Source organism: Halomicrobium sp. HArcel3 (genome assembly GCF_058933135.1).
Genome location: NZ_JBZYDN010000005.1, coordinates 60,067 through 84,043, shown reverse-complemented (window position 1 = coordinate 84,043; position 23,977 = coordinate 60,067). Strand labels below are relative to the sequence as shown.

21 protein-coding genes are annotated in these 23,977 nt (G+C 68.5%); 14 read left to right on the top strand and 7 right to left on the bottom strand.

From position 1 onward, the window contains the following. Position 1: 1 nt before the first annotated feature. The 7 genes from AC5FRV_RS13915 to AC5FRV_RS13885 form a co-directional block, all read right to left on the bottom strand. Entirely contained in the window at positions 2-379 is a 378-nt protein-coding gene (locus AC5FRV_RS13915; RefSeq protein ID WP_493561686.1) for an urease subunit beta, read from the bottom strand. 233 nt (positions 380-612) lie between these two features. Next, positions 613-2,319: an urease subunit alpha gene (gene ureC, locus AC5FRV_RS13910; RefSeq protein ID WP_493561685.1), complete on the bottom strand. Its 1,707-nt coding sequence runs from the start codon at positions 2,317-2,319 to the stop codon at positions 613-615. After that, positions 2,316-2,723 carry an urease subunit beta gene (locus AC5FRV_RS13905; protein ID WP_493561684.1) on the bottom strand — a complete coding sequence of 136 codons (408 nt, stop codon included), beginning with the start codon at positions 2,721-2,723 and terminating at the stop codon, positions 2,316-2,318. The genes ureC and AC5FRV_RS13905 overlap by 4 nt, the downstream gene beginning before the upstream one ends. Before the next feature lie 142 nt (positions 2,724-2,865). Beyond that, positions 2,866-3,669 carry an energy-coupling factor ABC transporter ATP-binding protein gene (locus AC5FRV_RS13900; protein WP_493561683.1) on the bottom strand — a complete coding sequence of 268 codons (804 nt, stop codon included), beginning with the start codon at positions 3,667-3,669 and terminating at the stop codon, positions 2,866-2,868. Then, positions 3,666-4,481, bottom strand: a complete 816-nt coding sequence (cbiQ, locus tag AC5FRV_RS13895) for a cobalt ECF transporter T component CbiQ (protein ID WP_493561682.1) — start codon at positions 4,479-4,481, stop codon at positions 3,666-3,668. The genes AC5FRV_RS13900 and cbiQ overlap by 4 nt, the downstream gene beginning before the upstream one ends. Position 4,482: 1 nt before the next feature. Continuing rightward, positions 4,483-4,779, bottom strand: coding sequence for a PDGLE domain-containing protein (locus AC5FRV_RS13890; protein WP_493561681.1), 297 nt, complete (start codon positions 4,777-4,779; stop codon positions 4,483-4,485). Beyond that, positions 4,776-5,417: an energy-coupling factor ABC transporter permease gene (locus AC5FRV_RS13885; protein WP_493561680.1), complete on the bottom strand. Its 642-nt coding sequence runs from the start codon at positions 5,415-5,417 to the stop codon at positions 4,776-4,778. Before AC5FRV_RS13885 ends, AC5FRV_RS13890 begins: the two co-directional genes overlap by 4 nt. 99 nt (positions 5,418-5,516) lie before the next feature. On the opposite strand from AC5FRV_RS13885, the gene nikR reads away from it, so the two are divergent. From nikR to AC5FRV_RS13815, 14 genes are all read left to right on the top strand, one after another. Continuing rightward, positions 5,517-5,927, top strand: a complete 411-nt coding sequence (nikR, locus tag AC5FRV_RS13880) for a nickel-responsive transcriptional regulator NikR (RefSeq protein WP_493561679.1) — start codon at positions 5,517-5,519, stop codon at positions 5,925-5,927. Between the two features lie 385 nt (positions 5,928-6,312). Beyond that, positions 6,313-7,644: an urea ABC transporter substrate-binding protein gene (locus tag AC5FRV_RS13875; RefSeq protein WP_493561678.1), complete on the top strand. Its 1,332-nt coding sequence runs from the start codon at positions 6,313-6,315 to the stop codon at positions 7,642-7,644. Between the two features lie 96 nt (positions 7,645-7,740). Continuing rightward, positions 7,741-8,742 (top strand): urea ABC transporter, permease protein UrtB, encoded by a 1,002-nt coding sequence (urtB, locus tag AC5FRV_RS13870; RefSeq protein WP_493561677.1) that lies wholly within the window; start codon positions 7,741-7,743, stop codon positions 8,740-8,742. Further along, positions 8,743-9,921 (top strand): ABC transporter permease subunit, encoded by a 1,179-nt coding sequence (locus tag AC5FRV_RS13865; RefSeq protein ID WP_493561676.1) that lies wholly within the window; start codon positions 8,743-8,745, stop codon positions 9,919-9,921. After that, positions 9,915-10,736: an ABC transporter ATP-binding protein gene (locus AC5FRV_RS13860; protein ID WP_493561860.1), complete on the top strand. Its 822-nt coding sequence runs from the start codon at positions 9,915-9,917 to the stop codon at positions 10,734-10,736. Before AC5FRV_RS13865 ends, AC5FRV_RS13860 begins: the two co-directional genes overlap by 7 nt. Continuing rightward, positions 10,733-11,437: an ABC transporter ATP-binding protein gene (locus tag AC5FRV_RS13855; protein WP_493561675.1), complete on the top strand. Its 705-nt coding sequence runs from the start codon at positions 10,733-10,735 to the stop codon at positions 11,435-11,437. The genes AC5FRV_RS13860 and AC5FRV_RS13855 overlap by 4 nt, the downstream gene beginning before the upstream one ends. Before the next feature lie 109 nt (positions 11,438-11,546). Beyond that, entirely contained in the window at positions 11,547-12,305 is a 759-nt protein-coding gene (locus AC5FRV_RS13850; protein WP_493561674.1) for an ABC transporter ATP-binding protein, read from the top strand. Next, on the top strand, positions 12,302-13,546 hold the full coding sequence (locus AC5FRV_RS13845; RefSeq protein ID WP_493561673.1) for an FtsX-like permease family protein: 1,245 nt from the start codon (positions 12,302-12,304) through the stop codon (positions 13,544-13,546). The genes AC5FRV_RS13850 and AC5FRV_RS13845 overlap by 4 nt, the downstream gene beginning before the upstream one ends. Then, positions 13,543-14,772: an ABC transporter permease gene (locus tag AC5FRV_RS13840; protein ID WP_493561672.1), complete on the top strand. Its 1,230-nt coding sequence runs from the start codon at positions 13,543-13,545 to the stop codon at positions 14,770-14,772. The genes AC5FRV_RS13845 and AC5FRV_RS13840 overlap by 4 nt, the downstream gene beginning before the upstream one ends. 581 nt (positions 14,773-15,353) lie before the next feature. Beyond that, on the top strand, positions 15,354-16,373 hold the full coding sequence (locus AC5FRV_RS13835; RefSeq protein ID WP_493561671.1) for a GDSL-type esterase/lipase family protein: 1,020 nt from the start codon (positions 15,354-15,356) through the stop codon (positions 16,371-16,373). Between the two features lie 289 nt (positions 16,374-16,662). After that, positions 16,663-17,676 carry an ion channel gene (locus tag AC5FRV_RS13830; RefSeq protein ID WP_493561670.1) on the top strand — a complete coding sequence of 338 codons (1,014 nt, stop codon included), beginning with the start codon at positions 16,663-16,665 and terminating at the stop codon, positions 17,674-17,676. 347 nt (positions 17,677-18,023) lie between these two features. Further along, a complete protein-coding gene (locus AC5FRV_RS13825; RefSeq protein ID WP_493561859.1) occupies positions 18,024-20,099 on the top strand; it encodes a copper-translocating P-type ATPase in 2,076 nt (691 codons plus the stop codon). 75 nt (positions 20,100-20,174) lie between these two features. After that, positions 20,175-20,795 (top strand): universal stress protein, encoded by a 621-nt coding sequence (locus AC5FRV_RS13820; RefSeq protein ID WP_493561669.1) that lies wholly within the window; start codon positions 20,175-20,177, stop codon positions 20,793-20,795. A 165-nt stretch (positions 20,796-20,960) separates the two neighbouring features. Then, positions 20,961-23,729 (top strand): aconitate hydratase, encoded by a 2,769-nt coding sequence (locus AC5FRV_RS13815; protein WP_493561858.1) that lies wholly within the window; start codon positions 20,961-20,963, stop codon positions 23,727-23,729. Positions 23,730-23,977 lie beyond the last annotated feature (248 nt).

Sequence of the window (23,977 nt, the reverse complement as noted above, 5' to 3'; positions counted from 1 at the left end):
GTCAGGCCCCCTCGAATCCCGCGGCCGCGGCGCGTTCGAGCGCCCGCTCCTTCGTCGATTCGTCTATCGGCCCGTTGGTGAGGTCGTTCATCCCCGTCACGATTTGCGCGCCGCCGACGGCGACCAGGTCGACCGTCTTCTCGTCGCCGGGTTCGAACCGGACCGCGGTGCCGGCGGGCACGTCGAGGCGCATCCCGAACGCCGCCGCGCGGTCGAAGGACAGCGCCCGGTTCGCCTCGAAGAAGTGGAAGTGCGACCCCACCTGGATCGGTCGGTCGCCCGTGTTCGCGACGCGGAGCGTGGCGGTCTCGCGCCCCTCGTTTATTCGGACGCCGTCCCCGCGCGCGGTGATGGCTCCCGGCACTAGATCGCCGCTCATACCCACCTCCGTGACTCCGCCGGCATCGACCGCCGCGACCCCGCCCGCATCGGCCGCTGCGATCCCGTCGACTGATCGCTCTCCGTGCCTCGACTGGATCGTCCGGTCGCGGAAGTCGCGATTTCGTTGAACATCTGTTGTTATCAGCGAGTTATTTCCTCAGGCGGGGCAAGACCTTTGTGGATAGTGTAAATACGTCCAGATCGTGTCCGGAATACTGGGCGTTCCTCTCATCACAGCATGTAGCGCTGGCCCAGCGACACCGTGTCCGCCGGCTCACAGGTGACCGGCTCGCCGTCGACGCGGACCTCGAACGTCTCGGGGTCCACCTCGACGTCGTCCGGGCAGTAGTCGTTGTAGTGCATGTCCGACTTCGAGAGCGAGCGCGCGCCGCCGACCGGGACTACCTCCTGCTGGAGGTCGTAGGCCTCGCCGACGCCGGCGTCGTGGGCCGCCTGGCTGACGAACGCCATCGACGTCGCCTGCTTGGCGGTCCCCATCGCCCCCGCCCGGGGTCGCTGCTGGATGGGCTGGCAGGTCATCAGCGAGCCGTTGGCCTCGCCCATCTCCGAGTACACCGGGAAGCCGCCCTTGAACGTCACCGACGGTTTGATCCCGAAAAAGGCCGGGTCCCACAGGACGAGGTCGGCGACCTTGCCCGGTTCGAGCGAGCCGACGTAGTCGTCGATGCCGGCCGAGATGGCCGGGTTGATGGTGTACTTCGAGACGTAGCGCTTGATCCGGTGGTTGTCGCCGCTGGTTCCCTCGTCCTCCGGGAGCGGACCGCGCTGTCGCTTCATCTTGTCCGCGGTCTGCCAGGTTCGACAGACCAGTTCGGCCATCCGCCCCATCGCCTGGGAGTCCGTCGTCATCATCGAGATGGCGCCCTCGTCGTGGAGGACGTCCTCCGCGGCGATGGTCTCGGCGCGGATGCGGGACTCGGCGAAGGCGACGTCCTCGGGGACGTCTGGATTGAGGTGGTGACACACCATCACCATGTCCAGGTGCTCGTCGAAGGTGTTCTCGGTGTAGGGCATCGACGGGTTGGTCGACGAGGGGAGGACGTTCTCCTCGCCGACCATCGCCATGATGTCGGGGGCGTGGCCGCCGCCGGCGCCCTCGATGTGGAACAGGTGCATCGTCCGGCCGTCGAGGGCGGCGAACGTGTTCTCGACGAAGCCCGCCTCGTTGAGCGTGTCCGTGTGCATGCACACCTGGACGTCTTCCTCCTCGGCGACGTCGAGGCAGGTGTCGGTGGCCTCCGGCATCGAGCCCCAGTCCTCGTGAAGCTTCAGCCCGCAGGCGCCCGCCTCGACCTGCTCGCGGAGGGCGTCTGGCTTCGAGGCGTTCCCCTTCCCGTAGAAGCCGACGTTGACCGGCCACTCCTCCGCCGCCCGGAGGAACAGCTCGACGTTGCGTGGACCGGGCGTGCACGTCGTCGCACCGCCGCCGAAGCCGCCGCCGAGCATCGTCGTCACGCCGGAGGCCAGCGCGTGCTCAACCAGCTGGCCGGAGTTGAAGTGGACGTGGATGTCCAGCGCGCCGGGGGTGACGATCTTCCCCTCGGCGGGATAGACGTCGGTGCCGGGGCCGACGACCAGGTCCACGTCGTCCATCGTGTCAGGGTTGCCGGCCGATCCGACCCCCGCTATCTCCCCGTCGCGGATACCGACGTCCGCGGCGACGACGCCGAGGACGGGGTCGATGATCGTCGCGTTCGTTATCACCCAGTCCATCGCGCCATCGGCGTTGGTGACGCCCGGCGCCTGCCCCAGGCCGTCCCGCAGCGTCTTGCCGCCACCGAACACCGCCTCGTCGCCCGGCGTCCGGAGGTCTCGCTCGACCGCGGCGAATAACTCGGTGTCGCCGAGACGGACGCTGTCGCCCTCGCCCGGCCCGTACAGCTCGGCGTAGGACTCCCGGTCGACGTCGCGGGTCACGCCTGCTCACCTCCCTCGGTCGAGTCCTCGTCCGCGACGAAGCCCCGCTCGCGGGCCCGCTGGAGTGCGCGCTCCTTCGTCGCGTCGTCGACGTCGCCGTTCGTCAGGCCGTTCATCCCGTGGACGTGCCCCTCGCCGCCGACGGCGACCAGGTCGACCGTCTTCTCGTCGCCGGGTTCGAACCGGACCGCGGTGCCCGCCGGGACGTTCAGCCGCGTCCCGAAGGCCGCCGCGCGGTCGAACGACAGCGCCCGGTTCACCTCGAAGAAGTGGAAGTGCGAGCCGACCTGGACGGGCCGGTCGCCCGTGTTCGCGACGCGGACCGTCGTCGTCTCGCGATCCTCGTTGAGAGTTACCGTTCCCTCGTCCGTCCGTACCTCGCCGGGGACGAACGGGTCGGTCACGACGGATCACCCGCTCCCGTCCGTGCGCGCTTCGACTCCGCTTTCGCCGGTACTCGTTCGTGGCTCATCTGCGCTGAGGTTCCCCTGTCGCGACTAAATCACCGACGTTGTGCGCAATATTGGCACTCCCACCGGACAGAACTCACCGATCGTCCAGTTTCTCGGCCGCTTCGTCGATCGTAATCGGCGGGTCGTCCACTCCCAGCCGGTCGAACAGGTCGACGACCGTCGGGACGGAGAGCCCGACCCGCCGGAGCGACGCCACGTCGGTCAGCACCTCGCGGGTCGGCCCGTCGGCGGCGATCTCACCCTCGCGGTCCAGGAGGATCACCCGATCCGCGACCGCGGGGACGAGGTCGGCGTCGGGCGTCGAGACGACGAGCGTGACGCCGTCGTCGACGAGGTCGTCGAGCAGGTCCAGCAGTTCCGCCCGGTTCGCGCCGTCGACGTTCGAGAGGGGCTCGTCGAGCAGGAGCACCTCTGGGTCGAACGAGAGCACGCTCGCCAGCGCAGCACGGCGCTGTTCGCCACCCGACAGGCGGAACGGGGGCCGGTCCAGCAGGTGAGTCAGGCCGAACCGCTCGGCGAGGGCGCTGACTCGCTCGTCGACCGCCTCCTTCGGGAGGTCGAACTGCGAGGGGCCGTACTCCACGTCCTCGCGGACGGTGGGGTTGAACAGGTACTCGCCGGGGTCCTGGGTGAGGACGCCGATGCGCTCGCGGACGTCGTCTGCGGGCTGGTCCTCGCCGAAGAAGCGGACCGTCCCCGTGTCGGGGTCGAGCAACCCGCCGAGCAACAGCAACAGCGTCGACTTCCCGGCGCCGTTCGGGCCGAGGATAGCCACGCGCTCGCCGGCGCCGATGGACACGTCGAGCTCCGAGACGGCGGCCGTGCCGTCCGGGTACGCGTAGGCGAGGTTCCGGGCCTCGATCACCGGGTCCGTCACGCGAGCATCACCCGGCCGACGACGGCGAGGGCCACCACCGCGGCGAATCCGGCGTCTGCGACGCCCACGGGCTGGCGCCGGGCGTAGGGACGCATCTGGGTGCCGCCGCGGGCGGCCGCGGCGCGCTGGACGCGCTCGCCTCGCTCGAACGTCCGCAGGAAGAAGGTGCCGAGGAAGGACCCGGAGGTCCGCCACGACGACCGCAGCGACTCCGGTGCGAACCGGCGGCTCCGCCGGGCGAGCGTCATTCTGGTCAACTCCCGGAAGAACAGCAGCAGGTACCGGTGGGTGACGGCGATGAGCGTGATGGCGAGCGGTGGCGCGCGGAGCCGGCGGAACGCGGCCAGCACGCCGGCAAAGCGCGTCGTCAGCAAGAGCAGCGACAGGAAGCCCACGCAGGCGGCGACCCGGACGGCGAACGCGACGACGTAGGCGACGCCGGGTTCGGTGACCGTCAGGGGAGCGACCGGCAGCTGGAGCGTCGCCATCGCTGGGCCGTCCATCAGCACGGCTTGCGGCGCGACGACCAGGAGCGACGGGAGCGTCGGCAGGGTGAGTCGCTCGGCGAAGGTGCCGACCGGGACGCGCGAGGCGAGGGCCAGTGCGACGGCGAGGCCGAGCAGCGCGGCGAGGGCGCGGCCGTCGTCGGTGACGACGGTGACGACGACGAGCGCGACCAGGCCCACGAGCTTGGCGACGGGGTGGACTGCCTGGAGAAAGCCGTCCCGTTCGGGGACGGTCGCCGACAGCAGGAACGCCGTCGCGCGCTCGCTCACGGTCGAGACGGTGCGGTCGAGGGCGTCGACGACCATCTCAGTCCGCCAGCACCCGGCCCATGCCCGTCGCGAGGACGAGGGTCAGTCCGGTCCCGACGAGCGCGGCCAGGAGCGTCCCCGACGCGGAGCCCAGCCCCGGGACGCCGTAGTCCGGCATGAGCCCGGGGTTGATCGTCTCCGCGGCGTCGGTCGCGCCGGTCGCCTCGGCGGCGTTGTCCAGCGGCTCGGCGTAGCCCACTTGTCCGGCAGCCCAGCCGAACACCGGGGCGAGGAGGGCCAGGACGAGGAGTATCGCGAGCCCCTTCAGAAACCAGGAGCGGTCGAGAGCGCTCACGCCTTCACCTCCCGGAGCGGGGACGAGGGGAGGACGTCCGGCCGCGCGTCGACGACGGCGCGGTAGACGACGGCCGTGATGGCGCCCTCGATCAGTCCGAGGGCGAGGTGGCCGGCGCCCATTATCAGGACGACCGTGCCGAGTTCGTAGGCGAACGCCGACGACAGGCCCAGCTGGACCGCCGCGCTGAGCGCGCCCGCCGTGATGCCGAGCCAGCCGGCGGTGAAGGCCGCGGCGATCTCGTGGTGGCCCGCGAGGGCCCGGTAGATAGCGTAGCCGACGTACACCTCCACGATGGCCATGTTGAACACGTTCGCGCCGAGGACGACGACGCCGCCGTCGCCGAAGACGAGTGCCTGGACGGTGACCACAGTGGCGACGCAGAGCGCGCCGAGGTGGGGGCCCAGCAGGATGGCGGCGAAGGCACCGCCGACGAAGTGGGCGCTCGTGCCGCCCACGATCGGCCAGTCGAGCATCTGGGCGGCGAAGATACCCGCGGCGACGAGACCCAGCAGCGGCGCCCGCGCGTCCGAGAGCTCGCCGTCGACGCGTCTGGCCGCGTAGGCGAGCACCGCGGCCGACGCCAGGGCGCAGACGGCCGCGACCGCCAGGTCGAGAAACCCGTCGAGGATGTGCATACCCACAGAGACCGGCGCCCCGTCGATAATACTTTTCCTTCGCGCAGTATTATTCGGTGTGGGAACAGGCTCTTGGCGCCCGGCGCGAAACGGCCGTGCATGAGCGAGGACCTCGACCGCATCAGCCTCACCCTCCCGCCGGAGATGACCGACCGGCTGGACGACATCGCGACGGACTGGGACTACGCCAGCCGGTCGGAGGCGGTCCGGGACGCGCTGCGGGACTTCTTCACCGCCTACGAGTGGGAGAGCGACCACGGCGAGACCCACTACGGGACGCTCGTGGTCATCCACGAGCACCACGTCGACGGCCTGGCCGACCGGCTCCAGCGCCTGCAGCACGAATCGGAGGACATCATCACCGCCGTCCAGCACGTCCACCTCTCGCACCACCGCTGCATGGAGACCATCACGGTGGAGGGACCGGGGACCGAGATCAGCGACCTGGCGAACCGCCTCCGGTCGGTGAAGGGGGTCCGCCAGGTGAAGGTCGTCGTCGTGGGCGAGTGAGGGCCGTCGACCCGATTCCGTGACGATCCGGTAAAAACACCGCAGATTTTCGCACACCTCCCCGACTAGGGACGTTCTGACCGCGCTGGACGCTCCGGCAGTTCGGCCGGACGCTGGATGTGAAAATCGCACATCCTCAAGATCAACTCCTATAGTTTGGACGTTCAGCCAATAAATCCTCTATCTCCACACCATCCTTATACGCCACTTAGGAGAAATGGGTGAATATAAGATTGGATGGACAACCCTTATTTACGACGTCCGAAACGGAAGGAGTGGAACATATGATGGACGTTCGTAACGCATTCGCGGCCGAAACGTGCGAATCAATCGATAAATCTCCGAATACGTCTTCGAATCTCGTTCTCTCTACGGGGGTAAGCGAATGAACGACCGAATCAGTCGTCGCCGCTTCGTCACTGCCGGTGGCGCCGCGATGGTCGCCGGCCTCGCTGGCTGTTCCCAGAGCGAGGGCAGCGACGCCGGCGACGGGAGCAGTGACGGCGCGTCGACCGACACGGCCAGCAGCGCCGACACCGTCAAGATCGGCGTCCTCGAGGACCAGTCCGGCAACTTCGCGCTCGTCGGCGACCCCAAGTACAAGGCGTCGATGCTCGCCATCGAAGAGATCAACGCTAACGGCGGCATCGACGGCAAGCAGATCGAACCGGTCACCGCCGACCCGCAGTCCGACAACCAGCGCTACCAGGAACTCACGCGCGAGTACATCAACGAGGAGGAGGTCGACGTTCTCTGGGCCGGCTACTCCTCGGCAACGCGGGAGGCGATCCGACCGATCATCAACCGCAACGAGCAGCTGTACTTCTACACCACCCAGTACGAGGGCGGCGTCTGTGACTGGACGACGTTCGCGGTCGGACCGACCGCGCGCCAGCAGCTCGGGAGCGTGTTGCCCTACCTCCGCGAGGAGTTCGGGCCCAAGATCTACACGATCGCGGCGGACTACAACTTCGGCCAGCTATCCGCCGACTGGGTGAAGGTGCTGGCCGACGAGAACGACGCGGAGGTCGTCGGCGAGGAGTTCATCCCGCTCTCCGAATCCAGCTTCGGCTCGACGATCAGCCGCATCCAGGACGCCGACCCCGACTTCGTGATGTCGATGCTCGTCGGCGCGAACCACACCGCCTTCTACGAGCAGAAGGCCTCCTCGGGACTGGACGTCCCCATCGGCACCTCGACGGCGATGGCCCAGGGGTACGAACACCGCCGCATCGACCCGCCGGCGATGGCCAACATCTACGCCGGCGTCAACTACATGGAGGAGGTCCCCACCGAGAGCAACACCGGCGACGGCGGCTTCGTCGACCGTTACTACGAGATGTACCCCGACGCGCCGTACCTCAACGAGGAGGCCGAGACGAACTACTTCTCGACCTACATGTACAAGGAGGCCGTCGAGCAGGCCGGCACGCTCGAACAGCCGGAGGTCATCGAGGCACTGGAGTCAGGGATCAGCCTCGGCACCGAGCGCGCCCCCGAAGCGCCGGCGGGCGAGACGATCGAACTCGACCCGGCGACCCACCACGTCGACCACCACATGTGGGTCATGAAGGCCGACGAGGAACACAACGTCGAGGCGATCACCGACCGGAAGATCCCCGAGCAGTTCCTCTCGGAGACCGTCGGCTGCGACCTCACGCAGGAGGACGAACAGACGCAGTACACCCCGGTCGACTACTTCGAGGAGGCCGAGTAGGATGAGCGAGGGTCTGTCTGCACCGGGCGGAACCGGGAGACGGGTCTCCCCACCGTCGCTGTGGGGTCGGCCCCGCAGCGACCGCGAGCCGAGACGATGATGCAGGCACTGTCCCAGGCCCGCTACGGCATCGGGGCCGTCGTCGTGGTCGGGGTACTGTTCGCAGTCGGCGCGCTCACGACCCCGAACCTCACCTTCCGGATCTCCTACGCGGTCTCGTTCGTCGTGCTCGCGGCGATCGGACTCGCGATCATCTTCGGGATCATGGGCGTGATCAACCTCGCCCACGGGGAGTTCATCCTCGTCGGCGCGTACGCGACGACGCTCGCCGTCACGAAGGTCGGCCTGCCGCTGCCGGTCGCGATGGTGGCCGGTGCGCTGGTCACCGCCGTCTTCGGCCTCGTCGTCGAGCGGGTCGTCATCTCCGGGTACGTCCCCAACTGGATCGGCCAGCGGACCGTCGGTCGCGACCTGATAACGCCGTTCTACGACCGGCTGGCCGACTCGATGGTGGCGACGTTCGGGCTGAGCCTGATCATGGTCCAGGGTGCTCGCATCGTCTTCGGCAACTCGATCGACCAGATCGGCGTCCCGTTCGGGAGCACCGCCGGCTACCCGGACTACCGGATCGCGCTCGTCGGTATCACTGCCGGCGTGTTAGCGCTGGTCTACGTCCTGTTCACGCAGACGCTGTTCGGCACGCGCGTGCGTGCGACGATGCAGGACGAACAGACGGCGAAGGCTCTCGGGATCGACACCGAGCGGACCTACATGTACACCTTCGCCATCGGCTCCGGGCTGGCCGGCTTCACCGGCGCCCTGTTCGCGCCGCTGCTGTCGATGCAACCGTCGATCGGCGACCAGTTCCTCGTCGAGGCGTTCGTCGCCGTCGTCGTCGGCGGGGCGAGCGTCGTCGTCGGGACGTCGCTGTCGGGCCTGCTGCTGGGCCCCATCGACGCGCTGTTCTCCGACGAGTTCGGAGAGTTCGCCGGCCGGATCGCGCTGTTGATCACGGCGATGCTCGCGCTCCGGTTCCTGCCAGGCGGCATCACCGGGCTGATCGAACGGGTTCGTGCCCGGCGAGAGGGGGGATCGTAGATGGCTACGGAATCGTCGGCACCTGCGGGGGGAACCTCCCCTACCCCCATCGCTCGCCTTCGGAACCGGCTGGAGGGGCCGAACACGATCGGAAACTCGCGACCGTTCTGGATCGGGTTCGCCCTCGTCCTGGCGGCGCTCGTGGCGTTTCCGATCCTCGGCGCCGGCACCGGGAACCAGTTCTCGCTGTTCCTCGTGCTCGGGCTGCTCGGACTGTCGCTCTCGCTCGTCTGGGGCTACACCGGTATCCTCAGCTTCGGGCAGACGGTGTTCTTCGGGGTCGGCGCCTACACGTTCGGCGTCGTCTCGATCAACTTCCCGTCGCCGGGCGGTATCACGGGTGCCATCGCCGCGGGCACGCTGGCCGGCGCCGTCCTCGCGGCCCTGCTGGGCTACTTCATGTTCTACGGCGGCGTGAGGGACGTCTACGTGACGATCATCACCCTCGTCTCGACGCTGGTCATGCTGACGTTCATGGCCCAGACCGCCGGTTCGGAGTGGACCATCGGCGAGGCGGCGCTTGGCGGCTTCAACGGGATGCCCGGCATGCCGCTGTTGACCCTCGGTGCCGAGGGCGTGTTCACCTTCCAGTTCGTGTTCAACGAGTACGAGGTGTTCGTCCCGTTCCTCGGAACGCGGGTCTTCGACCCGTTCTACTACCTGGCGCTCTTCCTGCTCGTGGTCGCGTACCTCGGCCTGCGCGTCCTGGTCAACATGGACTTCGGGCGCGTGCTCGTCGCCATCCGCGAGGACGAGGACCGGACCATGATGTTCGGCTACGACGTCAAGCGGGCCAAGCTCGTCTCGTTCACGCTCGGCGGCGGCCTCGCCGGCTTCGCCGGGGTGCTGTACGCGGCCCGGAACGTGTACATCGATCCGTCGGTGTTCGAGCTGTACTTCGCGACGCTGCCCGTCGTCTGGGTGAGCGTCGGCGGCCGGAAGAGCCTGCTCGGCGCGGTCAGCGCGACCATCGCAGTCGAGTACCTCCGGCTGTCCATCGGCGGGGAGTTCGCGCTGGTCGCGGTCGGCGCGCTGCTCCTGCTGTCGATCCTGGTGCTCCCGGGCGGCGTCGTCCCGTGGACTGCCTCCCGGGGGATCCCGTGGGTCAGGACCGACGGCATCCCGTGGATCCGGAAGCGAGTTCGCGGGGACGCGTCCTCGGAGGTGACCGAATCGTGAGCGACTCGACTGGCCAGGAAAGTCTCGACGTGAACGTCCGCCAGACCGCCGCCGAACTGGCGACCGGCGACCGGACGGACACGCTGCTCCAGACGGACGAGCTCGTCAAGACCTTCGGCGGGTTCACGGCGACCGACGAGGTCGACTTCTCGGTCGAGGAAGGCGAACTGCGCTGTCTGATCGGCCCGAACGGTGCCGGGAAATCGACCCTGCTGAAGTTGATCACCGGGACGCTCTCACCGACCGACGGGAGCATCTTCTACGACGGCCACGACATCACGGAGATGGAACCCAACGCCCGCGTCGACCGGGGCATCAGCATGAAGTTCCAGGTGCCGTCGGTGTACGGCGACCTCTCGGTCCGCGAGAACGCCCGGCTGCCGATCCAGCAGTTCGCCGACGGGGAGGAACGACGTCGCCGCGTCCAGGAGGCCATCGACGCCGCCGGCCTCACCGGCTCCGAGGACGTCGACGCGAGCACCCTCTCGCACGGCCAGCAACAGCAACTGGAGATCAGCATGGCCGCATCCCTCGAACCGGACCTGCTCCTGCTCGACGAGCCCGTCGCCGGGCTCTCGGTCGACGAACGCGCCGAGATCGCCGACAGGATCACGACGCTCAACGAGGAGGAGGGGATCGCCTTCGTCGTCATCGAACACGACACCGACTTCGTCGGGGAGATCGCCGACAGGGTGACCGTCCTCCACAAGGGCGATATCTTCCGGGAGGGCTCGATAGGCGATATCGAGTCCGACCCCGAGGTCAAACGGATCTACCTCGGCTCCGACGAGGACTCGGACGGTGATTCGCGATGACCGTGCTCTCGCTGGACGGCGTCACCGTCGGATACGGCCCGACGCCGGTCCTCCGGGAGATCGATCTGGCCATCGAGCGAGGCGAGATCGTCGGCGTCGTCGGCAAGAACGGCGTCGGCAAGACCACGCTCATGAAGACCGTCATCGGGCTGCTCGAACCGACGTCGGGGTCGATCACCTACGATGGCCGGGACGTCACCGGGCTGGCGGCCGACGACCGCGCCCGTTCCGGCATCGGCTACATCCCGCAGGGCCGGGACATCTTCCCCGACCTGACCGTCGAGCAGAACCTCCGGATGGGCGAGCACGTCAACGCCGACGGCGACGTGACCCGCTACGAGGAGGTGTACGACCTGTTCCCAGTGCTCGAAGAGCGCGCCGGGCAGGACGGCGGGACGCTCTCGGGCGGGCAACAGCAGATGCTCGCCATCGGGCGGGCGCTCGTCGGCGACCCCGACCTCCTGCTGCTCGACGAACCGAGCGAGGGCGTCCAGCCCTCCATCGTCGACCAGATCAGCGAGGACATCCGCGCGATCAACGACGAACTGGGGACGACCGTCCTCTTCGTCGAGCAGAACCTCGGCGTCATCCAGACGATGGCCGACCGGTGCTACGCGATGGAACGGGGCACCATCGTCGACGAACTGACGAGCGCGGAGATCGCCGACGAGGACGCCATCGCCAGCCACCTGGCGATCTGAGGCCGGACCGAACCCGTCGATCCTTTTTCGGAAACGCTGCCGCCCCATCGACACCGTCGCACCAAACGCCAAACTGTTATGTCACTGTCGTTACAGAGTGCGCATAGGAATGAGTTCCCGGAACCAGGAGCGGGGTGTGGCACGGGAGGGTGCGACCGAGACCGAGGTGATCGCCGCCTGCGAGTCACTCGTCCGGGAGTACACGCGCGGGTCGGGCGGTGGGTGGTTTGGCAGCGGCAGCCTGCCGACCGTGCGCGCGCTGGACGGGGTAAGCCTCTCGGTCAGACGCGGTGAGATCGTCGGGATCGAGGGCCCCAGCGGGAGCGGGAAGTCGACGCTGTTGCACCTGCTGGCCGCCCTCGACACGCCGACGGCGGGCGAACTCACCGTCGCCGGCGAGGACATCAGGCGCCTCTCCGAACGCGGCCGGGCGAAACTTCGCCTCGAACACGTCGGCCTCGTCTTCCAGCGCTTTCACCTGCTGCCGGCACTGTCGGCGCGGGCGAACGTCGCCCTGCCGCTGGTGGAGCTGGGGTGGTCTAAGCGGCAGCGACGCGAGCGTGCGACGAGCCTGCTGGCGGACGTCGGCCTCGGTGAGCGGGCCACGCACCGGCCGGGGCAGTTGAGCGGTGGGGAACAGCAACGGGTGGCCATCGCGCGGGCGCTGGCGACCGAACCGGACCTCCTGATCGCCGACGAGCCGACGGGCGAACTCGACACGGCGACGGGCCGGCAGGTGCTCGACCTGTTCGAGGACCTGGGCGAGGACCACGCCATCGTCCTGGCCTCCCACGACCAGCCGACCCTGGCCATCGCGGACCGGGTGATCAGCCTCCGCGACGGCCGCGTGCAGGGCGCCGACCGATGAGCCTTCCCGGAGCCAGGTGGCTGCGACGCCGCCGGGCGCTCGTGGGGCTGGCCGTCCACCGCGTCGTCGGGCGACTGCGGTCCAGTCCCCAGCGCGTCGTCCTGAGCGTGCTCGGCGTCGCGCTGGCCGTCGCGCTGGTGGTCGCGGTGACGGGCGTGGCACTGGGCCTGACCGCCGAGTCCGTCGTCCAGAACGACGACACCGACTTCTGGGTCGTCCCCGAGCAGTCGACGGCCGAGTCCGTCGCGGTGTCGAGCGGCGGCGTCAAACTCGGCGACGTCCACGCCGTCAGCGAACGCATCGAGCGCGACGAGCGGGTCGACTACGCGACGCCCGTGGCGCTGAGCGTCGTCCCCGTCACGGACCGGACGACCGGCGAGACGGAGTACGTACTCGCCGCGGGGATCATCCCGCGGGAGGGCCAGGAGCTGTTCGGGCTCTCGACGACGCCGCTTGCACCCGGCGACCCCCACTACGCGAACGGGAGCTACGACGGCCCCTGGACCGGCGAGGCCGTGGTGAACGACGCCGCCGCGTCCATCACGAACTCGTCCGAGGGCGAGGAACTCCAGGTCGCCCGGACGGGGACGAACCGGTCGTTCCGGGTACTCAACGTCTCCCAGGGCGAGGCCGGCTTCGGCTTCGGGTCGGCGCCCATCGCCGTCGTCCACCTGAGCGAGTTGCAGTCGGCGACGGGGCTGGCCGAAAGCGACCAGGCCGACCAGATCCTCGTCAGCACGAACGACCCGGCCGTCCGCTCGGACCTGGCGTCGCTGTACCCGCACACGACCGTGGTCACCAAGCGCGGTCTCTCCGCCCAGCAGGCATCGACGTCGAATCTCCCGCTGGCCGTTGGGCTGTCGGCGCTGCTGTCGGCGCTGGTCGTGGGCGTCCTCTTCATCGCGACGCTGATGGGCCTGGAGGTGAGTTCTGACCGGGCGACGCTGGGGACCCTCGCGACGCTTGGCTTCGCCAGTCGCTCCCGCTCGCTGCTCATCGGCTGTGAGACGCTGGTCGTCGCCGTCGTCGGCGGGCTGGTCGGCGTGGCCATCGGCGCGGGAAGCATCGGCGTCGTCAACCGCGTCGTCGGCGCGCAGTTCGGTATCGCCGAGGTGGCCGTCTTCGACCCGCTTCTGGTCCCCTACGGGCTCGTCGTCGCCGCCGTCGTCGGCGTCGTCGGGAGCGTCTACCCCATCTACCTCGGCCGCCGCACCGATATCCTGGAGGTGCTTTCGGAATGATCGGGTCGCGCATGCGCGCCGTACTGGGCATCGCGGCGGCGCAGTTGCGCCACGAGCGCGGCCGGACGCTACTGGCCATCGTTGCCGTGGCACTGGCTGTACTCGCCACTACCATCCTGGCCAGCGTCGGCTACGGCGTCGTCGAGACCGGCCAGGAGAAGTTCGACACCTCCGGCCGGGACCTGTGGGTGACCGGTGGCCCGCTCAAGTTCTCCCCCGGCGCCGTCGGCGGCTTCGAGAACACCCTCGTCGACTCCCACCGCGTCGCCGACGACATCGAGCAACGCGAGGAGATACAGACGGCGGTGCCGATGAGCTTCCAAACTGTCTACGCCAGCACCGACGGCGAGGAGTTCCAGACCGTCGTCGGCGTCGGCGCGCCCGCCCGCGGGCCCTCCGTCAACGTCATCAACGGCAGCGAGTTCTCGACGCGGGACACCCACTACGCCAACGGCACCTACGACGGGCCGATGTCCCACGAGATCGTCGTCGACGAGCGGACGGCCGACCAGCTCGGCGTCGAGGTGGGGGACAGTCTCTACGTCGGCGGGACGCTGAGCGCCGCCCGGCAGAACGAGTTCGAGGTGGTCGGGGTCTCGAACACCTTCTCCGCGTTCGTCGGCTCCGCGACGGTGACGATGCACCTGAGCGAACTCCAGGAGGTGACGGGGACGACCGACTCGGACCGGGCGACGTTCGTCTCCATCGACGTCCACGACGGCGCCGACGTCGGACAGGTCGAACGGGAGATACAGGCCGACTACCCCTCCTACGACGTCCGGACCAACGAGGAGCAACTGGAGGCGACGCTGCGCGAGCAAGCAGTCCTGATCGCCAGCGGTATCTCGCTGGTCGCCTTCGCCGTCGCCGCTGGCGTCGCGCTGACGACCAACCTCCAGTTCTCGCTGGTGTACCAGCGCCGCGACAGGCTGGCCGCCATCAAGGCCATCGGCTGGCGAACCCGGACACTCGTCGCCGTGACGACGGTGAAAGCGCTAGTCGTCGGGATTCTGGGCGCCGCGCTGGGGCTCGTCCTCACCTACCCCGGCGTCGCGGTGGTCAACGAGGTGGCCGCGGCCATCGCCGGGTTCGAGGGGCTCGTCCAGCTCTCCACGGAGGTTCTCGCCGGCGGGCTGGTGCTCGGCGTCGTGATCAGCTTCCTGAGCGGCCTCGCGGCGACCGTCCTGATCGCCAGGGTGTCGCCGCTCTCGTACATCTCGCGGTAGCGACTGTCGTGTTCGTGGACGTCAGCTCCTGCTCGCGGTGAGTGAGTTCGGGGACTGATAGCAGGCTGCGTCGCAACTCTTCGCCCACTCGTCCGAAAAACCCCGGGAAGAGACCGACGATAGCGGTGTCAGAGGCTATGCGGGGACTCCCAGGGGGCCCATTGCCAGTTGTGCTGGCGTGTGACCCTGGAACGTCCGTGGTAAAGAACGCCGATGCCGAACTTCTGGGTCGGAAAACGGTCCCCGTGCGTTCCCGTCGTCACTGTGGCTGGCCGGGCAAACAGTGTCGACCACGCGCTGACGAACACGTCGCGACGATGTACGTCGAAAAGGCCCCGGTGTGATGGCCTGTGGGGTGGATTGGGGGTGGGTGGGGGTGGCTATCGACGGCCGGGGCGTCCCATGCCAGTACTTGTGCGTGTACCAGCGTTTTACACTTGGTGTTGTAACGGATAACCCCTCCGAAAGAATTCCCGGCACGGCACCGGTGTGAGCCGACGTCAGGTCGACTTCAGCGAGTGCGAGACGGCCCGTTTCCAACAGAACCATGTGGGCGGTCCCCGACTGGTAATCCGATTTAGATGACGGGGGAGGTGTATCCGTCGGTTTCGTTGCACAACGTCGCGGAGACAGTGCCCGCCGAGTGGGACGCGGCCGGTGACAGGCTCTGTCGCGTCCCGGCCGACGTCGGCGCGGAACTGAACGAGATGGCCAGCGAGCGAGTTCGCCACCCCACCGGGAGCGAGGTCCGGTTCGTACCCACCGACGAGGCGGCGGAGATCGAGATCACGCTCTCGGCGGTCGAACCCACGCACGTCCGCGAATTCTGGGGCGAGTTCCAGCCCTGGGAGCCCACCGAGATCGGTCCCGAACCCCAGACGCTCACGTTCACCGTTCCCGAGCGACTCCGGGAACTCCCCGAGAGCGACGGGACGGGCCGGTTCGACCCGCGGGTCGGTCGGATCCTCTTCGAGCGCCGGACCGCAGCCGCCATCCACGACGTCGCCGGCGACTGTCGCCCGCCGACGGCCGACGAACTGCCCGACCGGCGCTACCTCGCCTACGGGACGTCGATCACCGAGGGCGCCGCGGCGTCGGCGACTCACACGGACTACGTCACTCACGTCGCTCGCGACTGCGGCTTCGACGCGTTGAACTTCGGTAGCTCCGGGTCCGCCTACTGCGAGGCCGCGATGGCCGACTACATCGCCAGTCGCGAGGACTGGGACGTCGCGACGCTCGCGCTCTCGGTCAACATGGCCAACACCGGCGGCTTCGACCCCGAGGTGTTCCGCGACCGGGCCGAGACGTTCGTCGATACGATCGCAGCGGCACACCCGGACAAACCCATCGCCTGTGTGACGCTGTTCCCCTACTTCGACGACCTCACCGACTCGGGCGACGCCGACCACGCCGCGGCCTACCGGGAGTCGCTGCGCTCTATCGTCGCCGAGTCGCCCCACGACAACCTCTCCATCGTCGAGGGGCCCGAGTTGCTGGAGATATCCGGGCTCGCCGCGGACCTCCTCCACCCGGGCGACGCCGGGATGGAGGCTATCGGACGTGGCCTGGCCCGACACCTCGACGAGCGAGTGGACTGAGTTACTCGACGCCGACCTGGAGGGGGTCGAACGCGGTCGAGGCGTCCGGCGTCGGTGACGGCCATCCCGTCGTCGGTGGCGTGCGGTTCCACGGCGTTTCCCGGTGAGCGCCCGGATCGAGACGTGGCTACTGGAACGCTCACCGCCGAGGACTTCCGGTTGGCGAGCGAACAGGTAGCCGTGCCTGTGTCATCACTGCCGTCGACCACCCCGGCCAGTCCAGCTATCGAGCGAGCGGCCACTGCGAGGCCCGACCGCCAGCGAGAGACGCACCTCCGGAGGTAGCTCCGTGGAGCCCGCGTATCTCGCTCTCGGTGCGGTCCTCCTCGCGGTCGTCACGACGGATCTGTTGTGGACGACGCTGTGGGTGGAGGGCGGTGCCGGCCCGCTCACGACGCGACTGATGTCGTGGACCTGGAAGGCGCTCCGGACGGTTGCGGGCGGCAATTCGCGGGTGCTCTCCCTCGCTGGGCCCCTCGTCCTCGTCGTCAGTCTCGCGACGTGGATCGCGCTCCTCTGGGCCGGCTGGACGGTTCTCTTCGCTGGCGGTGAGAACGCCCTCTTCGACACTCGCGATGCGGGCCCGATATCCTGGGTCGAGCGGTTCTACTTCGTCGGCTACTCGGTGTTCACGATGGGCAACGGAGATTTCACGCCGCGAGACGGGGTCTGGCAGGTCGCGACGGCTCTGACGACCGGGAGCGGGATGCTGTTCGTCACCCTGGGCGTCACCTACGTCCTCTCCGTCCTCGGCGCAGTCACCCAGAAGCGGTCCGTCGCGAGCGGTATCAGCGGCCTCGGTGACCGGAGTACCGACATCCTCGAAACGAGCTGGGACGGCGACGAGTTCCGGGGACTCGACGTCCAGTTGAACGCGATTTCTTCCGAGCTCGACACCCTCGTCTCGAACCACAAGGCGTACCCAGTTCTCCATTACTTCTACACCCCACAGGCCGGCCAGGCACCGGCACGGAGCATCGCTCTTCTCGACGAGACGCTCACGCTCCTCCGGTTCGGCGTTCCCGAACAGCATGGACGTCACGAACTCGCTTTGACGGGGGCCAGATCCAGCGTCCAGAGCTATCTGGACACGCTCGATAGCGCGTTCGTCGAACCGGCCGACGAGGCCCCGCCCGACCCGGAGATATCAGTTCTCCGCGACGCGGGGATTCCGACGGTCTCTGACGGGGAATTCGGGCGTTCGGTAGACGCGCTCGACGACCGACGACGAAAACTGCTGGGGCTCGTCACGTCTGACGAACGGCAGTGGCCTGGTTCGGAGTCGACCTCCTCTCGGGACTGACGCCGTTGGCCTCCGTCTCGTCTCTCTGTGACATCCCGCGCCCTACGCTCGGCGGGCCTGGCAACCGGCATCACCCATACATCCATCACGCTCGCTACTGTAGAGTCTGTCAACGAGACGGCATGGCCGACGATCCACCCGACGATGGCGACTCGCCGGAACACTCCCGTCCTCACGACAGTGCCGAGACGGACGACGGACTCGACGACGAATCCAGGGTCGAACAGTCGATGCTCGCGGACGAAGCCGAGAGCGAGGCCGATTCCCGGACCGGCCACGGGGCCGGTCACAGTGACGGCCACGACGAGGGCCACGGCGCCGCTCACAGTGACGGCCACGGCGGCGGCATGCACGAGGGCCACGAACAGCTGTTCCGCCGGCGCTTCTTCCTCTCGACGCTGCTGTCGATACCCGTCCTGCTGTACAGCGAGACCCTGCAGGAGTGGCTCGGCTTCTCCGTCCCGGCGTTCCCCGGCAGCGAGTGGATCAACCCGGTCTTCGCGGTGATCGTCTTCGCGTACGGCGGCGTCCCGTTCCTCCGGATGGCGGTGCCCGAACTGAAGGACCGGTCGCCGGGGATGATGACGCTCATCTCGATGGCCGTCCTCGTCGCCTTCGTCTACAGCCTGGCGAGCGTCGTCTACCCGACCCAGTCGGCGTTCTTCTGGGAACTGGTGACGCTGATCGACATCATGCTGCTGGGTCACTGGATCGAGATGCGCTCGGTCCGCAGGGCCTCCAGCGCGCTCGACGAACTCGCGAAGCTGCTGCCCGACACGGCCGAGCGGATCACCGAGTCGGGCGAGACCGAGGAAGTGCCCGTGAGCGACCTCTCCGAGGGGGATCTGGTGCTCGTCCGGCCCGGCGCGAACGTGCCCGCCGACGGCGTCGTCGAAGAGGGCGATTCCGACGTCAACGAGGCGATGATCACCGGCGAGTCGAAACCCGTTTCGAAGGAACCCGGCGACGAGGTCATCGGGGGCACGACCAACGGCGACGGGAGCCTCCGGGTGCGGGTCGACGCGACGGGCGACGACTCGACGCTGGCGGGCATTATGCGCCTCGTCGAGGAGGCCCAGGGCAGCAAGTCGAAGACGCAGGTCCTGGCCGACCGGGCCGCGGGGTGGCTGTTCTACGTCGCGCTGGGGGCCGCGGTCGTCACCGCCGTCGCCTGGACCGTCGCGACGTCGTTCGACGCCGCCGTCATCGAGCGCGTGGTCACGGTCCTCGTCATCGCGTGTCCGCACGCGCTGGGGCTGGCCATCCCGCTCGTCGTCGCTATCAACACCTCACTGGCGGCCCGCAACGGGATGCTCGTCCGCGACCGCGTCGCCATGGAGCAGGCCCGGAACCTCGACACCGTCGTCTTCGACAAGACCGGGACGCTGACCGAGGGCGAACACGGCGTCGTCGGGACGGAGACCGTCGCGGGCGTCGACGAGGACGAGGCGCTCGCGCTCGCCGCCGCGGTCGAGGGGGACTCCGAACACATGATCGCTCGGGCTGTCAGGGAGGCCGCCGCCGAACGCGAAGTCGCGGTCCCGGACGCCACCGACTTCGAGGCGATGAAGGGCCGGGGCGTCAGGGCGACCGTCGACGGCCGGGAGGTCTACGTCGGCGGCCCGAACCTCCTGGCTCACCTCGATAGCGACGTGCCGCCCGAACTCCAGTCGTTCGCCGACGAGGCCGGCCAGAACGCACAGACCGTGGTGTACTTGATCCGCGGGGGCGAGCGAAGCGAGGCCACGGAACGGGCGAGCGGGGACGGCGGACCCGCGAGCCGCGAGGGAGAACCGATAGCGGCGTTCGCGATGGCCGACGTCGTCCGCGAGTCGAGTTTCCGGGTCGTCGACGCGCTCCACGACCTCGGTATCGAGGTGGCGATGCTCACCGGCGACTCTCGGGACGTGGCGAGCGCCGTGGCCGACGAACTGGGGATCGACACCGTGTTCGCCGAAGTGCTGCCCGAGGACAAAGACACCAAAGTGCAGGAACTCCAGAACCAGGGCAAGCTCGTGGCGATGGTCGGCGACGGCGTCAACGACGCGCCCGCGCTGGCCCGGGCCGACGTCGGTATCGCCATCGGCAGCGGGACGGACGTGGCAGTCCAGTCGGCCGACGTCATCCTCGTCCAGAACGACCCGATGGACGTCGTCCGGCTCGCGAAACTGAGCAAAGCGAGTTACCGGAAGATGCAGGAGAACATCGTCTGGGCCGCCGGCTACAACGTCTTCGCCATCCCGCTGGCCGCGGGCGTGCTGGCGCCCATCGGGATCCTGCTCTCGCCGGCCGTCGGCGCGCTGTTGATGTCACTCTCGACGGTGATCGTCGCCGTCAACGCGCAGTTGCTCCGCCGCGTCGACCTCTCCGTCCCGAGTCTCCCTGGCGTGTCGCCGCGCGCCGACGCCCGGCCGGGGGAATAGCGGCGGCACGCTCGCCCCACCACCACGCGCCGACGGACGCCTGCTTTCTTACCCCCGGAGGACGTTGAGTCCGCTATGTACGAACGGATCCTCTTCCCGACCGACGGGAGCGCCGGCACGGCCCACGTCGCGCTGCAGGCGATCGACCTCGCCCAGCAGTACGGCGCCACGATACACGTCCTCCACGTCGTCGACGAGGACCTCCGGGGCCTCGTCGAGGGGCTCTCCGGCGAGGACGCACTCGAGACGGAGGGACAGCGCGCGCTCGAACGGATCGAGCAGATGGCCGAGGCCCACGGCGTCGACGTGACCACGGCCATCGAGGAGGGGGACCCCGCCGAGTCCATCGTCGCGTACGCGGACGATATCGACGCCGACCTGATCGTCGCGGGGACCCACGGCCGGACCGGGATCAAACGACGCGTCATCGGGAGCGTCGCCGAGCGCATCGTCCGCAACGCGACCTGTCCCGTGATGACCGTCCGCCTCGGGGAGACCGACGTCACGGTCGACTCGAAGGACGAGGCGCGGGAGCTCGCGACCGCCGCGATCGAACGGGACGGTATCGACGCGACCGTCACCGGCGTCGAGCGCCAGGTCAGCGTCTGGGTCGTCGACGCCGAGAGCGACGCCTCGTCGTACGTCGTCTACGTCGATCCGGTCACCCAGCGAACGAGCGTCATCGACCGGGACTAGCGGACCGCCCGGACCCCTGCACCTCGTTGCCCGCGCACGAACGATTCTCGGCGCGTGAGATTGGGGGCGTCATTGATATCGCCCTGGCACGAACGTCCACACATTGTGACCGAAGTACCATTCGACGCGGTTCGCGAACTCGAAGTCGGTGGAACGACCTACCGGATGGCGGACCTCACGGTCCTCGAAGACGAGGGCCTGTGCGACCTCGACGACCTGCCGGTGAGTATCCGGATCCTCCTGGAGTCCGTCCTCCGGAACGCCGACGGGGAGACGATCACCGAGGACGACGTCCGGAACGCGGCCGCCTGGGAGCCCGACGTTCCCGACACCGAACTCCCGTTCGGGCCGTCGCGGGTCGTCCTGCAGGACCTGACCGGCGTCCCGGCCGTCGTCGACCTGGCGGCGCTCCGGTCGGCCGTCGAGCGGGAGGGCCGGGACCCGACGCTCGTCGAACCGGAGGTCCCCTGCGACCTGGTTATCGACCACAGCGTCCAGGTCGACTACTTCGGCTCCGAGGACGCCTACGAGAAGAACGTCGACCTGGAGTACGAGCGCAACGCGGAGCGATACCGGGCGATCAAGTGGGCCCAGGGCGCCTTCGAGAACTTCAACGTCGTCCCGCCGGGGACGGGCATCGTCCACCAGGTCAACCTCGAACACCTCGGGCGCGTCGTCCACGCCCGCGAGCGGGACGGCGAGCAGTGGCTGCTGCCCGACACGCTCGTCGGGACGGACAGCCACACGCCGATGATCGGCGGTATCGGCGTCGTCGGCTGGGGCGTCGGCGGCATCGAGGCGGAGGCGGCGATGCTCGGCCAGCCAATCACGATGAAGCTCCCGGAGGTCGTCGGCGTCCGACTCGAGGGGGAACTCCCCGAGGGGGCGACGGCGACCGACCTCGTGCTCCACATCACCGAACAGCTCCGCGGGGTGGGCGTCGTCGACCGGTTCGTCGAGTTCTTCGGCCCGGGCGTGGGGAACCTCACCGTGCCCGACCGGGCGACGATCGCCAACATGGCCCCCGAACAGGGCTCGACTGTCAGTATGTTCCCGGTCGACGAGGAGACCCTGGCGTACCTCGAACTCACTGGACGGGACCCCGACCACGTCGACCTCGTCCGCGAGTATCTGGAGGCCCAGGGACTGTTCGGGGAACAGGAACCCGAGTACTCCGAAGTCGTCGAGTTCGACCTCTCGACCGTCGAACCCAGCCTCGCGGGGCACAAGCGCCCGCAGGACCGCATCCCGATGGGCGACGTGAAGGAGAGCTTCCGCGGCTTGCTCCACGGACAGTTCGAGGACGACCTCGACGCCGTCGACGAGGACGCGCTCCAGCGCTGGCTCGGCGAGGGCGGTGCAGGCGCGGAGACCGACGGCGGTATCGAGAGCGACGCGAACGATACCTCGTCTGGCCCCCGGTCAGACGGCGGCGTCCAGGTCGAACCCGAGGCCGACCTGGGTCCGCTCACGAAGCGCGTCGACGTCGAGCTGGACGGTGAGACGGTCGAGATCGGTCACGGTGACGTCCTCGTCAGCGCCATCACGAGCTGTACGAACACCTCGAACCCGTCGGTCATGATCGCGGCCGGCCTGCTCGCCCGCAACGCCGTCGAGAAGGGACTCACCGTGCCCGATTACGTGAAGACGAGCCTCGCACCGGGCAGCCGCGTCGTCACGCAGTACCTCGAGGAGTCGGAGCTGCTCCCGTATCTCGAAGATCTGGGCTACGACGTCGTCGGGTACGGCTGTACGACCTGTATCGGCAACGCGGGTCCGCTTCCCGACGCCATCGAGGCGGCCATCGACGAACACGACCTCTGGACGACGAGCGTCCTCTCGGGGAACCGCAACTTCGAGGCGCGCATCCACCCGAAGATCCGGGCGAACTACCTGGCCAGCCCGCCGCTGGTTGTCGCCTACGGCCTCGCGGGGCGGATGGACGTCGACCTCGAACACGAGCCGCTGGGGACCGACGCCGACGGCGAGCCCGTCTATCTCGAAGACGTCTGGCCGGACGCCGAGGAGGTGCAGGCAGCCATCCACGACAGCGTCTCGCCGGAGATGTTCGCGGAGAAGTACGCCTCGGTGTTCGAGGGCGACGAGCGCTGGGCGGCCCTCGACGCGCCGACCGGCGACGTGTACGAGTGGGACGACGACTCGACGTACATCCGCGAGCCGCCGTTCTTCGAGGACTTCCCGCTGGAGAAGCCCGGCGTCGCGGACGTCGCGGACGCCCGCTGTCTCCTGACGCTGGGCGACACCGTGACGACGGACCACATCAGTCCCGCCGGTCCGTTCGGTCCGGACCTCCCCGCCGGCCAGTGGCTGCTCGACCACGGCGTCGACCCCCACGAGTTCAACACCTACGGCTCGCGCCGCGGCAACCACGAGGTCATGATGCGCGGCACGTTCGCCAACGTCCGCATCGAGAACGAGATGCTCGACGGCGTCGAGGGCGGGGAGACGATCCACCACCCGACCGGCGAGCAGTCCACTGTGTTCGAGGCGAGCCAGCGCTATCAGGAAGCGGGCACGCCGCTCGTGGTGCTCGCCGGCGCGGAGTTCGGGACCGGGTCCAGCCGCGACTGGGCGGCGAAGGGGACCGACCTGCTGGGCGTCCGCGCGACCATCGCCGAGAGCTACGAACGCATCTACCGGGACAACCTCGTCGGCATGGGCGTCCTGCCGCTCCAGTTCCAGGACGGCGACTCGTGGGAGTCGCTCGGCCTCGACGGGTCCGAGGTGTTCGAGATCCACGGCCTCGACGACGGCCTGGACGTGATGGACGAGTTGACCGTCGTCGCCGAGCGGGACGACGGCTCGACCGTGGAGTTCCCGGTGACGGCGCAGGTCGGCACGCCGGCCGCCGTGCGCTACGTCGAACACGGCGGCATCCTCCACGCCGTCCTCAGACGGCTACTCACCCAGTAAGGCCGTCACGGCGGGCCGGCTGGTTCGACGCCGGCTTCGGATCGCAAGCGGTCGCCCTCGCTCGAAACTGTCGCCTTCTCCCGTGGCCTGCCCGACGTTCGCTGTCCGTTCACAGCTTTGGACCGGTGCAGAGACACGATTCGAATATTTCCACCCGGTCTGTATTTGACATCGTAACGACAATCGCATTGAACGATGCACCCGTCTGTTCAGACAAGAGTCGCGTTTTGGCGCGACCCGGGTGATAC